Source organism: Spirosoma rhododendri (assembly GCF_012849055.1).
Classification (GTDB): Bacteria; Bacteroidota; Bacteroidia; order Cytophagales; family Spirosomataceae; genus Spirosoma; species Spirosoma rhododendri.
Genome location: NZ_CP051678.1, coordinates 157,751 through 171,021, shown reverse-complemented (window position 1 = coordinate 171,021; position 13,271 = coordinate 157,751). Strand labels below are relative to the sequence as shown.

The window sequence follows — 13,271 nt, the reverse complement described above, 5'->3', positions numbered from 1 at the left end:
CAGTTAAAGAATTGATATAAATTCCATGAGTGGGTAATGAACCGATTGAGACGGACCGTATGCTCACGGTCGATGCCAGCTAGCATCAAAAAATTTCGCCCGTTGTGTTAAGGACTTTTCGCAGTCTCAGTTAAGACACATCAATGAGATGTGGCCGAATCGCGAACTATAGAGCGTAATCTGAATGCAGGCTAAAGGCTTTAAATAAATAAACTGCCAAGAGAGCGGGCGCGAATCAGGTGCGGATCACCATTCCCCGACGTCAGGGCCGTGAGGTGGTCCGCCTGACGGGTCTGCCAATCGGCGGCTAGGTGACGAACGGCTTGGCGCGCTGGTTTGCTGACGAGGTTGTTGGTACTACCAGCCCAGCTTTTTGGCCGCATTGTGTTGCTTGATCGAATCCAGCCGGGTATAGCGCCGGATCATGGCGGATGTTTTGTGCTTGGTCTGCTGCATGATCTCCGAGTCATCGGCCCCGTTGAGTTTGGCCGTCGTCACAAACGAGGCTCGCAGTGAGTGGGCCGAGTAGCGATCCCCCAGGTACTTCTTGACCAATAGGTTAATTGATTGGTCAGTGAGCCGCTCCTGGGTCAGCTCGTTGGCTTTGCGCACCCGCACCAGCAGCGGCCCGGTGGGCCGTTCCAGCAGGGCTACCCAGCGTTGCAACGTCCGCACGGGGCAGATGGCCGGATCAGCACTATAGAACAAGGCTTTTTCTTCCCGTTGCCCCACTTGATTGGTCTTGCTGCCGTGATAAGTGACGACGACCCCATCGTCACTGAAGTGCAGTTGCTCCACGTTGAGGGCGACTAGTTCAGATCGGCGGAAAGCTCCGGTGAAGCCCAGCAGCAGGGCCACTTTATCGCGCAGGGGGCCGAAGCGGGGTACCCCATCCGACTCGGTGATCAGCCCACCGACGATACGCTTGAGTTGAGCGGCTCCGAAGGCGGGCGCCTGCTCGGCGTGGGTACCGTGCTGGCGCTGGATACCCTTGAGCGTGGCCCGCAGCCAGTGGTCATCGATAGGCGTGTCGAGCTGGTGCAGCTCGTGCCATTTGCGCACGGCGGCTAGCCGACGGCTGATGGTAGCCCACTTACGAATGGGTGCCAGTTCGGAAACGTACTGCCCCAACAGGGCGGGTGTAGTCGGCAGGCCGTCGATCCCTTGCACTGCACACCAGTCGGTGTAGTGGGTCAGATCGGCCCGGTAGGCCCGCTCGGTGTTAGCGGCCCCTTGAGTCCTTTCAGCAGGTAAGCCTGTTGGGCCGGCCCGACCAGCGGCAGGGGCACGGTGGCCAGCAGCGGATTTGGCTCGATCGGGGTCAAGGTAATCAAGGGGGCAGTTGATGATTTCATCAGCTTAACATTTTATGACAAAAAAGATTGTCCGTACAGTTTTATCAGTCGACCGAACAAAGCTAACTAATATACCACACTATTACTATTGATAAGGTTTACTTATCAATAGTAATAGCACAAACGACGAAAGTCAATTTCTATTATTAACAATGCATTATTCTATTTTGGTTGGAAAGGGTAACTAATAAAGAAAGATATTAGTGATATAACTGATTTAATGACATGCTCACATTTTATGTCCTTTATCAACTGTGCACTTGTTAGTCGTACGAGTAATGTGTTACTTTGATCATGATGAACAAGAATACACAATCGCCCAGTATTGACACTTTACTGGTCAATGAGTTTCGTAAGCAGGTTGGTGAATATCTTAACCAGACCTACTACGCGGGCAAAGCCTTCACGCTGATGAAAGGGAACCGGCCGATGGCGGCTCTGGTACCGATGAGTCTATTGGAGCGGCTGACTCAACTGGAAGACCAACTGGCTAGTCAAGTCCTGGCGGCTGATCCGCAAGCGGATCCATCCATTGATGCGCCAACCAATTAAATTCGATCATCGCGCCTGAGTGCCATGAATATACTGGCCACTAATGCTCTAGTTGAAGCGATTGCGGTCAAACCAGCTCGCTATTATTCGGGCTGTCCTCGAACGGCGTGGCATCAGTTATTGCGGTCCCGGTTACGATTGCTAAACAGTTTCGTCACTTCCCGCTGCTAGTAGGCCATTTCACACACCCGATGGTGTAAGTCGAACAAGGCCTCGGTCGGCGATTCGATCAGGCCCTGCTGCTGACTGTTAGTTTAAGTCAACTCCTCAATGTGTTCAAGAAGCGAATGAATTTTGCGGTCAATCCGATACAGCCCGTAACTAATTAGGGCGATCAGTATAACAGCATCAACGTAATCCAACCAACTTAGCCCAGCTACATGACCGAGTAGATAGTAATATAATGTCTCCACTGGCAAGGTATTGACGCCTGACAAATGTCGGCTTTCTGGGCCTATTTTTATACGTCTCAAACGTCTGTTAAGAATTTCTAAACGGTCTTGCCCGGGTGGTTGTAGCCTTATCGAAGGACCGTTGTAAAAGCGGTACAAGACAATGACAGCCCTTGTATGTTCAACTCTCTAGTATTTATTTTGATTCAAGCTTATTTTTAGAGGCTAATCAACTGCTCATCATGGCCGCCCTGTTGTTCAAAGCCCAACTTATCGATCCAAATCAGGAAGTAAAAGCGGAGTTGGCTCGCATCCTGTTTGGGGTTGATTCCCTGGAGGATAAGGAGAAGACGTTTCGGGCTATCTGCAAAAGCATTTACCCCCACCTGTCCATTCAGGAGCCCTTGAGCATTTCGCCTGCCAATATAGGCTGAGCCTTGAGCTATCCATCCAAGCCTATGTTAGTAAGTATAGGTATAGGAACAGATTATACGTGTAACTGTGATTAAAAGGGTGTTTAAAAAACGGAAAATGGATTGACTAGACCTTGCCATCTTTGGGATGGGTATTGTGAGGACGTTATAGATAGCTGTGCACAATTCGTTGATAGCTAGCCACGCAAGTGTGGCTATTGACCACTAACAAAAGAAGGGCGGGACTAGCTCATCATCCGTAAGCATCCCGCCCTTCTTTTTATTAAATCAGTCCGGCTGTTGCAGCCTGACAGTGCGCAACCACTCGTTTTCAGCAGCGGCAGTGCTACACTTAAGCCGCCACCTGGTCGAGGGCGGATCGTTTCCAGTAGCGTGTTCCTACGGTGCCGACGAACTGGTCAATGGCCTGCTGAGAATCGCCATGGCCCACCGTAATACCTAGATCGGTCAGCTCCTTACCACTAATGCCATCCGGTAAGGCAGCGGTCAGCAGGTCAATAGCCTCATCCAGAACGCCAATGGGTTTGCCATGTTTGTAAGCCTGGGCCAGAAATACTTGCGGATCGCCTTTGTGTTTCAGCGTTGCTATACCGGCACCACCCGGTACGAAGACCGCATCGTACAGCGCCGGACTGGTATTAGCCAGGGTTTTGGTCATGCTCAGGGGCCCATCCGGCCCCTGGAGCGTACCTAAGTGCGGACCCACTAAATCGCTCAGCGCACCTGCTTTTTGGAGCGCCTGTTTCAGCAGGCTGACCTGCCCGGCATCCACGTCGGCGTTGACCAGAATGGCCACCTTACGACCTTTGGGACCCCTGGGCTGATTTTCCATGCTCAGTGCACTCGATTGCTGCACCCCACCCGATGCGCTCGTTTCCGACAGGGCATTGGCCAACTGCTCGGCCCCCTCAACCGAATCGGCCGTGCCACGCGGGCTGGCTGCGGATAACTGGTCGGCGGGTAGTTCACCCAGGGCCGCAGCCACCTGCTCGGCCAGCATACCGTTGATCTGCTGGAGATGGGTCAGCATCCGTTGCCGCACGGCGCGGGTTTCAACCTTGCTCAACTCAAACTGAAGCGCTTTGACGATATGTTCCTTCTCTGGACCGCTCATGCTGTTCCAGAATAGTTTAGCCTGGCCATAATGGTCATTGAAACTTTCACTACGCGCCCGCACTTTGGGACCATCGACCGATGCCGGGTAACTAACAAAGCCACCCCGGGCCGGGGTTACCTCGTCGGGTGAGTGACCGTCGAGCGAAGCGGGTGCATACGAAACGCGCCCCTTGTCGATGGTGTGGCGCATGTGGGCATCGCGTTGATTATTGGAAACCGGACAGCGGGGTCGATTGATGGGTAACTCGGTGAAATTAGGGCTACCCAATCGGCTGAGCTGCGTATCCAGATACGAAAAATTGCGGCCCTGCAGCAGCGGGTCGTTGCTAAAATCGATACCCGGTACGATGTTGGTCGTGTTAAAGGCTACTTGCTCGGTTTCGGCAAAGTAATTATCCGGGTTGCGGTCCAGGGTCAGTTTGCCCACCCGGCGAACAGGTAGCAACTCTTCGGGCCACAGTTTAGTGGCATCCAGAATATCAAAGTCAAACTTCTGCTCGTCTGCTTCGGCCAGCGTCTGAATCCCCAATTCCCACTCGAACGCACTCCCCGCCTTGATGCCATCCCACATGTCGCGCCGGTGAAAATCGGCATCATGCCCCGCAATCTGCTGGGCCTCATCCCACACCAGCGAATGAACGCCCAGTAGCGGCTTCCAGTGGAATTTGACAAACGTTGATTTCCCCTGGGCATTAATCAGCCGGAAGGTATGCACGCCGAAGCCTTCCATCATGCCAAAACTGCGGGGTATGGTCCGGTCGCTCATAATCCACATCAGCATGTGCATCGATTCGGGCGTGAGCGAGATGAAATCATAAAAGGTATCGTGGGCGGTAGCCGCCTGCGGAATTTCGCGGTCGGGTTCGGGCTTGGCGGCATGAATCAGATCCGGAAATTTGATGGCATCCTGGATAAAGAAGACCGGAATGTTGTTGCCCACAATGTCCCAGTTGCCTTCCGGCGTGTACATCTTGACGGCAAAGCCGTGGACGTCGCGGGCAGTATCGGCCGAACCACGTGAGCCGGCTACCGTCGAGAAGCGCACAAAGACGGGGGTCTGGACCGACGTGTCGGTCAGTACCTTCGCCATTGTCAGCTCTTCCAGCGACTCATACAGCTGGAAATAACCGTGGGCAGCGGCCCCCCGGGCGTGAACGATTCGTTCTGGGATCCGCTCATGATCAAAATGTTGTATTTTTTCCCGCAATACATAATCCTCCAACAGAGTCGGGCCGCGTTGGCCCGCCTTCAGCGAGTTCTGGTCATCGGCAATGGGCTGGCCAACGTTGGTGGTCAGGGGTAATTTATTGTCGGCAAACAGCGGACATCCTACGGGAATTATCGGCTGCCCGGGATTCTTTTCGTCCTTCATTGACCCATCGGGTGGATTGGCCTGTTCCCCCCGGGGCCCATTGTACCCGTCGAATTAGGACGATCGAAGTTCTGGTGATGCTGATTCATGAGCAATACGTATAGATTTGTACATCTACAAGCCTGTGTTGCCTGGCACTGTTTAAAACGATCCGTACTTTTAGCCAATTTATACTCAGCCATGTACTATCAATGTCGATTCAGGGCAAACGTATCTCCTATCGACTTTTAAGTCGTTTTGTTCTTTCGTCGGGTAGCGACCAACCGTAAAATCCTGGCTTAGCGCGAGGCGCAGTCCGGCAAGTTGATCAATCCGTTGTTCAGCCCGCTATCACCGACTACATAAGGCGGCAGCGGCATAGGGCCGCTGCCTAATAAATCGACTGCCCAAAATGGAAGACTAGATCAAACTGATGACGTTGGTGCTGGCCCGGTGGATAGAAGCCGGAGCCGCCCTGGTGATTGCCATCGCGTCGGTCCGTTCCCTGGCCCGGTTCCTCTATACCATCGCGACCGAGCGGTTCCCAAAGAAGAAATCCGCCTGTCGTTGGGTCGTTCGCTGGCCCTGGCTCTGGAGTTAGAGCTGGGCGCTGACATTCTCAAAACGGCTGTGGCTCCGACCTGGAACGATACTGGCTTGCTGGCCGCCATTGCCGTGCTGCGGACGGGCCTTAATTACTTCTTGGAGCGCGAGTTGCGAAACGCCGAACGGCGCCAGCCTGTGTTGACAGCCACTTTCCCTTCCTCATCCCCCGATGCAGCTTGACGTGCTTCACCTGCCAATCGTGGCCTCCCTGGTCGACCTGATGGGCACGCTGCTCATCGAAGTGGGTAGCCTGCGGGGGCTGGTCCACTACGTGCGGGCCAATGATAAGCCCCTGCGGATCAACGCGATTCAGCAGGCCCTAGCGGCCGATCTGGTAATGGCCCTTTCCTTTAAGAGTGGGGCGGGCATCATCCGAACATTGACGGTAGTGGACTGGCCGCATTTTCTGCTGGTGATAGCCGTTATCGGGCTACGTTTCTTCCTGAGTAAAAGCGTGGGGTGGATCTTTCCCTTAAAGCACTAGTATCACCGCGCGCTAGTGCTCTCTGTTGCCAACGGCTAAACCCTATATCAACTTGCTGACCGATAAAAAAACCGCTTTATTTCTTGTCATTAGTAGGGCTACTGACCGGCTGAGCCAGCGCGACGACACTACCCAACTTAGCCAAGTCTTCTGCATTCCCCGCCAGCAGCAACTCTACGCGTATAGACGCAAAATGGAGTCACTACCAAAACTCTACCTCGACCAGCCCAAGCCGCTCTCTACCAGAAACACGATACACTTTACGCTGAATTTGTGGGGCAAAGTCTACCAGCTTCTGATACCAATTCTCGTACGCTGGACTAGGCTGATTCAACTCAGCTGTTCTTTCTGCATTACAACCCAGCCCCTAACCAGATCGAAGAAAAGACATTCTGGTTTCGCTACCAGACCACGGGGCTTGATCTGGACCTGTTCACCCTGCCGTTTTGTACCGATTTAAGACCGCTGACTATCTTAGCACCCAATCTGTCTAGTTAATAGGGGGCTAAGTACATTGAAGTTTATTATAACCGGACAAGAAAGCAATGCGCCAACAGCCCGGTCGTCGCTGGGCTATCAAAGTCCCGAATACTTCGAGAATCATTGTTACAAAAATCTGATAAATTCAGTGTGCCGCTAAACTGGATCAACTTTGGCGGAGAGTAGGCAGCATTAATGAAGGCGGTTATAGGCTCTTTGTCTAACTATTCAGAACCGATAGGGTTGGTTTACTAACCCTACGTCTGCTCTATATGACTACCCATCTACGCCAAGCTTGGCAATTGCTGCGCGAATCACTTTGGTTCGTGCCGGGTTTGCTGGTACTCAGTGCCTTTGGACTCGCTTACAGTTTGATTGAGTTTGACAGTCACACGGCTTTCAATGGGGCCAAACAGTTCCCGCTGCTGTTTGGCGTCGGTGCCGAAGGCTCCCGGGGTATGCTTACGGCCATTGCCGGTTCCATGCTGACGGTGGCAGCCTTAGCTTTTTCGCTGACGCTCTCAACCATCTCGCAGGTCAGCAGTCAGTATTCGCCCCGGGTGCTGCGGAACTTCATGCGCGACCGGGTCAACCAGGTCGTCATGGGATACTTCGTGGCCGTCTTTGCGTATTGCCTGATCGTGCTGGGAACAATTCGCGGCACCGATGAGCAGAAGTTCGTACCGGCCACAGCGGTATTGATGGGGTTACTGCTAGCCCTTGGGGGCGTGGCCGCGCTGATTTTCTTTATCCACCACATTGCTGAATCGCTCCAGACCGGCACGATCGTTCAGCATATCTTTCACGAAACGGGCAAGGCCATCGACGACTTGTTCCCTGACCGCTTTGGCGAACCCATCGACGATCCGGCTAAAGCAAAAGCCGCTCTTCGTTACAGCGATGAAGAGGACCATTGGTGGCCGGTGCGCTCAGCCCAGACGGGCTACCTGCAACGCATCGAAACGGACGGGCTGCTCCACTGGGCGACCCGCCACAAGGTGGTGCTGCGGATTGAACGCGACATGGGCTCCTTTATCAACAAAGGTACCTGCCTGTTCAGCGTGCGTAGCGGCATGGAACGCCCAGACCCCGATGAGGCCGACTGGCCAGACGACCTGCTCGATTTTGTCAGCATCGGGCGTCATCGGAACGTGGAGCAAGACGTATCTTTTGGAATACAGCAACTAGTAGACATTACGCTCAAAGCCCTTTCACCCGGTATCAACGATACCACGACGGCTATCATGGCCGTCGATTACCTGGGGTCTATTGGCGGGCGACTGGCAGAACGCGAATTTCCGGCCCGGCTGCGGTCGGATGGCCAGCACCTGCGCGTGCTGGCCCGTACGGGTGATTTCGAGACGTATGTCCGACTGGCCTTTGAGCTGCCACGCATCAACGCCAAAGGAAACCACGCGGTGTTCCGCCGACTGCTGCGGGCACTGGCCGCCGTGGCCGACGCCACCTGTTCGCCCGAACGAAAGTCCGTACTAGCGGAACAGGCCCGGCTCCTGATAGAGTACGCCGATCAGACGCTGACCACGTCCGACCAGAAAAAAGCGGTGCATGCGTTGCAGCGCGAACTAGCTTCAAGCTGGTCATAACCCGCCACTTGCGCCATGGAAGAATTTGTCAAAGCGGCTACCCTGTTTTTGGCCCGCTGGATTGAGGCGGGTGCGGCCACAGTGATTGCCATTGCTTCGGTACGGGCTCTGGGGCTGTTTCTGCTGGCCATCCTGACCGACCGGAGCCTGATGGTACCTAAAGAAGAAATCCGGTTGTCGTTAGGCCGCTCGTTGGCCTTAGCGCTCGAACTGGAACTGGGTGCCGATATTCTGAAAACAGCTGTTGCGCCCACCTGGAACGACATCGGCCTGCTGGCTGCCGTTGCCGTACTACGAACCGCCCTCAACTATTTTCTTGAACGCGAATTACGCAACGCCGAGCAGCGAGGGAGTATAGGCTAGCCACCAACGGCCTGAACCAAGCTGCCTGTGGGGTACAAAAGCATCAGCCATGTAACCCAGTCGAAACCTTTGACAACGAACTGACTTTCAAGCCATTTCCTTATGAAATTGCCTCCCAAACTGGGTGAACTGACAGCATCGGCTATCTGCGGCAACGACATCAGTTCGTCGTATCTCTACGTATCCGCCCTCAGTATTCTCTACGCCGGCCAGTACGCCTGGCTCCCCCTGATGGCGGTGGGCGGCACGCTGTTTTTATTTCGTAAAATTTACGGTGAGGTAGTGGGCGCCCCGCCACTCAACGCCGTGGCTTGTAATGTACTGCTCAGCTCGCCCAACAAATCGATGGTTGCCTTGGCCGCCTGCCTGATGATACTGCTCTACGTAGCGACCTGCGTTAGTTCCGCTAGCGAAGCCATTCATTAGGCGGCTTCATTGAGTGAGAAATTGCCCGTTGGCAGGTTGTTTCCGGCATCTTTGTAGTGCATTCACCGCTTAATTATGATGATCCTTCGGAAACTTCTTCTCTACTGTTTACTCCTGTGTGGTACGCTTTTGATCACCGCCACCCTGTTGTCGTTGGTTTACAATAGTTCCCGCTGGTTTTTACAGATTCTTAATTTTCCCAGGCTGGCTATGCTGGTTGCTTTGAGCCTGTGCTTGCTTCTTTTTCTGCTGTTTTCTAGGAAAAAATCGGTGGCTGTCCTGGTTTTCGGGTCCGGTATGGTTCTGTCCATCGGCATACAGGCGTATATTCTGTTTCCGTACACACCGCTGGCCGGTAAACAAGTCGAGTCAGCCACGGAAACCACCGTCGACAGTCGGTCGGTGTTCAGCATCGTGGTGGCCAACGTGCTGATAACCAACCGACGTATCGATAAATTATTGGCCATCATAGCCGACAAAGACCCGACGTTTGTCCTCACAATGGAGGTTGATGACTGGTGGGTACATCAACTGAGCGTGCTGAAAAAAAACTACCCGTATCGCCTTACATTTCCTACCGATAACGCTTATGGCATGGCACTTTACTCGAAACTGCCCCTGCATAAGCCGCAACGGATGTTTCTACACCACGACCGGGTACCTTCCTTCACGATGGGGATCACGCTGCCCGATAGCAGTCAGTTTCAACTCTATACGCTGCATCCGGTAGCCCCCGCCCCCAGTAAGTACCCAACCAACGTAGGCGGTCAGGAAGTGGCCCTGCTAAAAGCCGGTCGCCTGATTGCCCGTCAGGACCTACCGACGGTAGCGGCCGGTGATTTTAATGATGTAGGCTGGTCACACAACATGACGCAGTTTGCGGCGATCAGCGGCCTTCAGGATGTTCGGTGTGGCCGGGGTTTGTACAATACGTTCGATGCTCAGTCGCTGTTGATGCGCTGGCCTTTGGATTACGTGTTTGTCTCCAGCCAGTTCAAGGTGATCGCGCTCGAGCGGTTACCGGCGTTCGGCTCCGATCATTTTCCGTATTATGTGCAGCTGACCCATCAGCCCTAAGGAAAGACTATAGGGTCAGCAGCAAACCGACGGAAAGGGCCTGGCTGTATTGGATCTGGTAATCCTGGTCCTGATCGTAGAGAACTACTCCGTTCAGCGTTGCGTTGAGCAGGCTGTTAATCTTACCCGTCAGCGTAAAATCAAGTCGATGATCGGTGGCTTTCAGGTTGCGGTAGTCGACAAAAAATAAGTACCGAAATTTCAGGTTGATGTTTTGGGCAATGTCCTGGTCGTAATTGAACAGCGCCTGAAACGCTACTTCATTACGAACCGTCTGGTCAAGGGGTACGCCGTAATTCTGGGGTACGTAGCGCCGAACTGCCGGGTCGATCACGAACGTCTGCCGAATGGTAAATACGCCTAGGCGCAGGTCAAACACATCGTTAGGCTCGTACGATATACCCAGTGATTCGGTCAGGTATGCGGGCGCAAACAGGTTAGAGATAGGATTAGCCTGTTCCTGACCCGAGGGTAGCGTCACGTAGTCGTAGCCGGGAGCAAACTGGGTGAGTAGATTAACCGACCCAAACCATTGCCAGCGGGTGCTGATGCGGTAACCGGCTTTGGCATCCACGTACAGACGGTCCGTATTTTTGCGTAGCCTTTGCTGGGCGTTTTTTACAATCCCGTATTGCATCTGCGTGCTGACGTTCCAGTTAAAGCGATTTCGCCGGTACGACAGCCGCGCATTCAACAGCAGCCCCAGCGCAATCGAATTGACGCCCCCGCCTTTCCAGTTGCCACTGAATGAACCCTGATTGAGGTTTAGACCCGCTTCCAGTTTATGCCGCCAGTAGGTAGAGTCTGGCCGCACGACAACACTATCAACGGTATTTTCCTGATTCAGTAGTGTTCGCAGCGCGGGCAGCGTATCTGTCTGACTATAAACTGGCCCGGTCCCCGAAAGCCACACGGTCATCAGGGCCTTACAAACGCGCATAATGGTAAAAGAACGTAGTACCCCTGTTATTTTTCGGTTGTCAGAATGGTTTGACCCGCTGGATAGCGAACGTCGACGTTGTCTTCGGCGGTAATAAACACTACCTGCGGCTTGGCAACCGCTGTCGCTTTTAGGGATGCCGTGAGGGTTTTGCCGGATGGACTTAACTGGCCCAGTTTTTTGACCGAACGGTCATCCTGCTTCATCCAGACTAGATACGTATCTTTCGCCGGTGTCAGATTTTTGGCTTCGGCCATGTTCTTCACCTGCACAGCTAACGTGTAATTCTCGTTTTTGTCTTTTTTAACAGCAATCGTTCCGGTGGCTGCGGGAATTACGGATGAGTTTGTAAACGACATTTTTGGCGTGCAGGCACTGAGGAGCAGGGCGAAGCACAGCCCGGTGGCAATCGGTTTAATTAGTTTCATAGCGTTCACGTATTTATAGTGCATTGGTTTGATTAATAACAAATCAGGTTTTCTTTCCAGTTGGGCTTTCACATAAAGCGCTTCGACAACCACCAAGTAGCAGTAGCACCAGGTCAACCGCCCCGTTGTCACTGGACGTTCTGAAGGCTGGTGACGCTGTCCTGACTGACACCTTGAATGACCGTAAACGAACCATCGGTTTCCAGGACAACCGCCGTTACGTCTTCCAGCCGGGCCGCGCCCGAACTCCGTATGGCCGCGAGTACTTCGCCTTCGGCAACCCGTTCCCGGCGCAACGCCAGCCGGAGATACTGACCCTGGTGAAACAGCAGGGTAGGTTCACTTTTTATTACCCGCTGGAACCAGGGCCATCGGATGGACAGCCAGGCAACGCTATATTGAAGGGTAACCAGCAGTGCCAGCGCGGTGAGGCCATCGGCTAAGCCCGTTTGGCGGGAGATGATAATGGTGGAAAAGGTGGAACCCAGCGCCACCGTTATCACCAGATCAAAGGCATTCATCTTTGAGAGGGTACGTTTTCCCGAAATGCGCAGAAAAAACAGTAGACCAATGTAGGCCAGTACCCCCACGAATACCACGCGCCCGATGCTTTCCCAGCCCTTGAAGACCCAGTCGTGTAGGGTTGCTGCTGCGTCGGTCATGCGTTCTGACCATTTGACGTGGGAGCGGTCTTCGCTTTAGCCGCAGGACGCGATAAGATGGCCGGACCATCCGTATCGGGTTGCTTTTCCAGTAAAACTACCGTATGCGGAAAAGGCATATCGATACTGGCTTTGTCGAGGGCCAGTTTGATGCCCGTCACCACCTGGTCGCTTACTTTCAGCGCGTTGGCCTGCTGGGATTCGACCCAGAAAAAAACCGTCAGGTTCACCGATGAGCCCGCCAGTTCCGTAACGTATACCCAGGGACCGGGTTCTTTCAGAACGCCCTCGATGCCGTCCAGTACACTATGAATGACACGTCGGGCTTCCTCAATGGAATCCGGGTAACCAATACCGACCACAAACTTGAGCCGACGTTTATTGTACGCCGTTCGGACGAGAATGGAACTGGTATACACATCGCCATTGGGCAGAATGGCCCGCTCACCATCATACGTGTTGAGCCGCGTCGAGCGCATGTTGATTTCCTCGACGGTTCCTTCGTACTCTTTAACTTTTATCTGGTCGCCGACTTTGAACGGCCGACGCCACAGAATCAGGATGCCGGCAAAGAAATTCTGGAGAATATCTTTAAAGGCAAAGCCAATAGCCACCGACGTAACGCCCAGGCCTGCAATAATATCGCCGGGTTTAAACGACGGAAAAATAACCACGCAGGTTGCCAGAAAGCCAATGATAGTAATCAGCGTACTGACAATCCGGCTCACCAGACTGGCCAGGGTATCATCGATCGAGTGACTCTGCACGGCCACTTTATTAATGACTTTCTTAATGCCTTTTGCCAGCAGCCAGAACAATAAAAAAACGACCGCGCCAACGATGAGATAAGGAAGTCGTTCAATGACTCCTTTCATAAAATCGCGAACGGTGTGCCAGAATAAGGTTAGGGCGTCATTGACCGTAAAGGGCGGTTCATTGACCCGGGGCGGCTGAAAAAAACTCCATAGTGAAAGCATAATGTTGAGCAGAAAAACTGGATT

Annotated in this window: 14 protein-coding genes and 1 pseudogene; 8 read left to right on the top strand and 7 right to left on the bottom strand. The window is 53.4% G+C overall.

Annotated elements, in window-relative coordinates:
- Positions 1 to 357: 357 nt before the first annotated feature.
- Both HH216_RS24995 and HH216_RS26435 read right to left on the bottom strand, forming a co-directional pair.
- Positions 358 to 1,197, bottom strand: coding sequence for a site-specific integrase (locus HH216_RS24995; protein ID WP_254448897.1), 840 nt, complete (start codon positions 1,195 to 1,197; stop codon positions 358 to 360).
- On the bottom strand, positions 1,194 to 1,334 hold the full coding sequence (locus tag HH216_RS26435) for a hypothetical protein (protein ID WP_254448875.1): 141 nt from the start codon (positions 1,332 to 1,334) through the stop codon (positions 1,194 to 1,196). The genes HH216_RS24995 and HH216_RS26435 overlap by 4 nt, the downstream gene beginning before the upstream one ends.
- A gap of 315 nt (positions 1,335 to 1,649) precedes the next feature.
- Here HH216_RS26435 and HH216_RS24990 point away from each other — a divergent pair, with 315 nt between their 5' ends.
- On the top strand, positions 1,650 to 1,907 hold the full coding sequence (locus HH216_RS24990; protein ID WP_254448874.1) for a type II toxin-antitoxin system Phd/YefM family antitoxin: 258 nt from the start codon (positions 1,650 to 1,652) through the stop codon (positions 1,905 to 1,907).
- Between the two features lie 634 nt (positions 1,908 to 2,541).
- Complete coding sequence (locus tag HH216_RS24985) at positions 2,542 to 2,733, top strand: hypothetical protein (protein ID WP_169553627.1); 192 nt, start codon at positions 2,542 to 2,544, stop codon at positions 2,731 to 2,733.
- Positions 2,734 to 3,064: 331 nt separating this feature from the next.
- Here HH216_RS24985 and HH216_RS24980 read toward each other — a convergent pair whose 3' ends face one another.
- Positions 3,065 to 5,221, bottom strand: a complete 2,157-nt coding sequence (locus tag HH216_RS24980) for a catalase (RefSeq protein ID WP_169553626.1) — start codon at positions 5,219 to 5,221, stop codon at positions 3,065 to 3,067.
- 546 nt (positions 5,222 to 5,767) lie between these two features.
- Here HH216_RS24980 and HH216_RS27015 point away from each other — a divergent pair.
- The 6 genes and pseudogenes from HH216_RS27015 (at position 5,768) to HH216_RS24950 (ending at position 10,240) form a co-directional block, all read left to right on the top strand.
- Complete coding sequence (locus HH216_RS27015; protein ID WP_408641808.1) at positions 5,768 to 5,986, top strand: DUF1622 domain-containing protein; 219 nt, start codon at positions 5,768 to 5,770, stop codon at positions 5,984 to 5,986.
- Complete coding sequence (locus tag HH216_RS24970; RefSeq protein ID WP_169553625.1) at positions 5,976 to 6,290, top strand: DUF1622 domain-containing protein; 315 nt, start codon at positions 5,976 to 5,978, stop codon at positions 6,288 to 6,290. Before HH216_RS27015 ends, HH216_RS24970 begins: the two co-directional genes overlap by 11 nt.
- A gap of 752 nt (positions 6,291 to 7,042) precedes the next feature.
- Positions 7,043 to 8,374, top strand: a complete 1,332-nt coding sequence (locus HH216_RS24965) for a DUF2254 domain-containing protein (protein WP_169553624.1) — start codon at positions 7,043 to 7,045, stop codon at positions 8,372 to 8,374.
- 15 nt (positions 8,375 to 8,389) lie between these two features.
- Complete coding sequence (locus HH216_RS24960; RefSeq protein WP_169553623.1) at positions 8,390 to 8,737, top strand: DUF1622 domain-containing protein; 348 nt, start codon at positions 8,390 to 8,392, stop codon at positions 8,735 to 8,737.
- Between the two features lie 102 nt (positions 8,738 to 8,839).
- Positions 8,840 to 9,160: pseudogene (locus HH216_RS24955) on the top strand (APC family permease); the annotation flags it as partial.
- A gap of 300 nt (positions 9,161 to 9,460) precedes the next feature.
- On the top strand, positions 9,461 to 10,240 hold the full coding sequence (locus HH216_RS24950; RefSeq protein ID WP_254448873.1) for an endonuclease/exonuclease/phosphatase family protein: 780 nt from the start codon (positions 9,461 to 9,463) through the stop codon (positions 10,238 to 10,240).
- A gap of 7 nt (positions 10,241 to 10,247) precedes the next feature.
- Here HH216_RS24950 and HH216_RS24945 read toward each other — a convergent pair whose 3' ends face one another.
- The 4 genes from HH216_RS24945 to HH216_RS24930 all read right to left on the bottom strand — a co-directional run bounded on the left by HH216_RS24945 (position 10,248) and on the right by HH216_RS24930 (position 13,145).
- The gene (locus HH216_RS24945; protein WP_254448872.1) at positions 10,248 to 11,180 is read right to left on the bottom strand and encodes a DUF3078 domain-containing protein; all 933 of its coding nucleotides are present in this window, start codon (positions 11,178 to 11,180) and stop codon (positions 10,248 to 10,250) included.
- Positions 11,181 to 11,206: 26 nt separating this feature from the next.
- Complete coding sequence (locus HH216_RS24940) at positions 11,207 to 11,608, bottom strand: hypothetical protein (protein ID WP_169553621.1); 402 nt, start codon at positions 11,606 to 11,608, stop codon at positions 11,207 to 11,209.
- Between the two features lie 128 nt (positions 11,609 to 11,736).
- Positions 11,737 to 12,270: a DUF421 domain-containing protein gene (locus HH216_RS24935; RefSeq protein ID WP_169553620.1), complete on the bottom strand. Its 534-nt coding sequence runs from the start codon at positions 12,268 to 12,270 to the stop codon at positions 11,737 to 11,739.
- Positions 12,267 to 13,145, bottom strand: a complete 879-nt coding sequence (locus HH216_RS24930) for a mechanosensitive ion channel family protein (protein WP_254448871.1) — start codon at positions 13,143 to 13,145, stop codon at positions 12,267 to 12,269. The genes HH216_RS24935 and HH216_RS24930 overlap by 4 nt, the downstream gene beginning before the upstream one ends.
- Between the last annotated feature and the right edge of the window lie 126 nt (positions 13,146 to 13,271).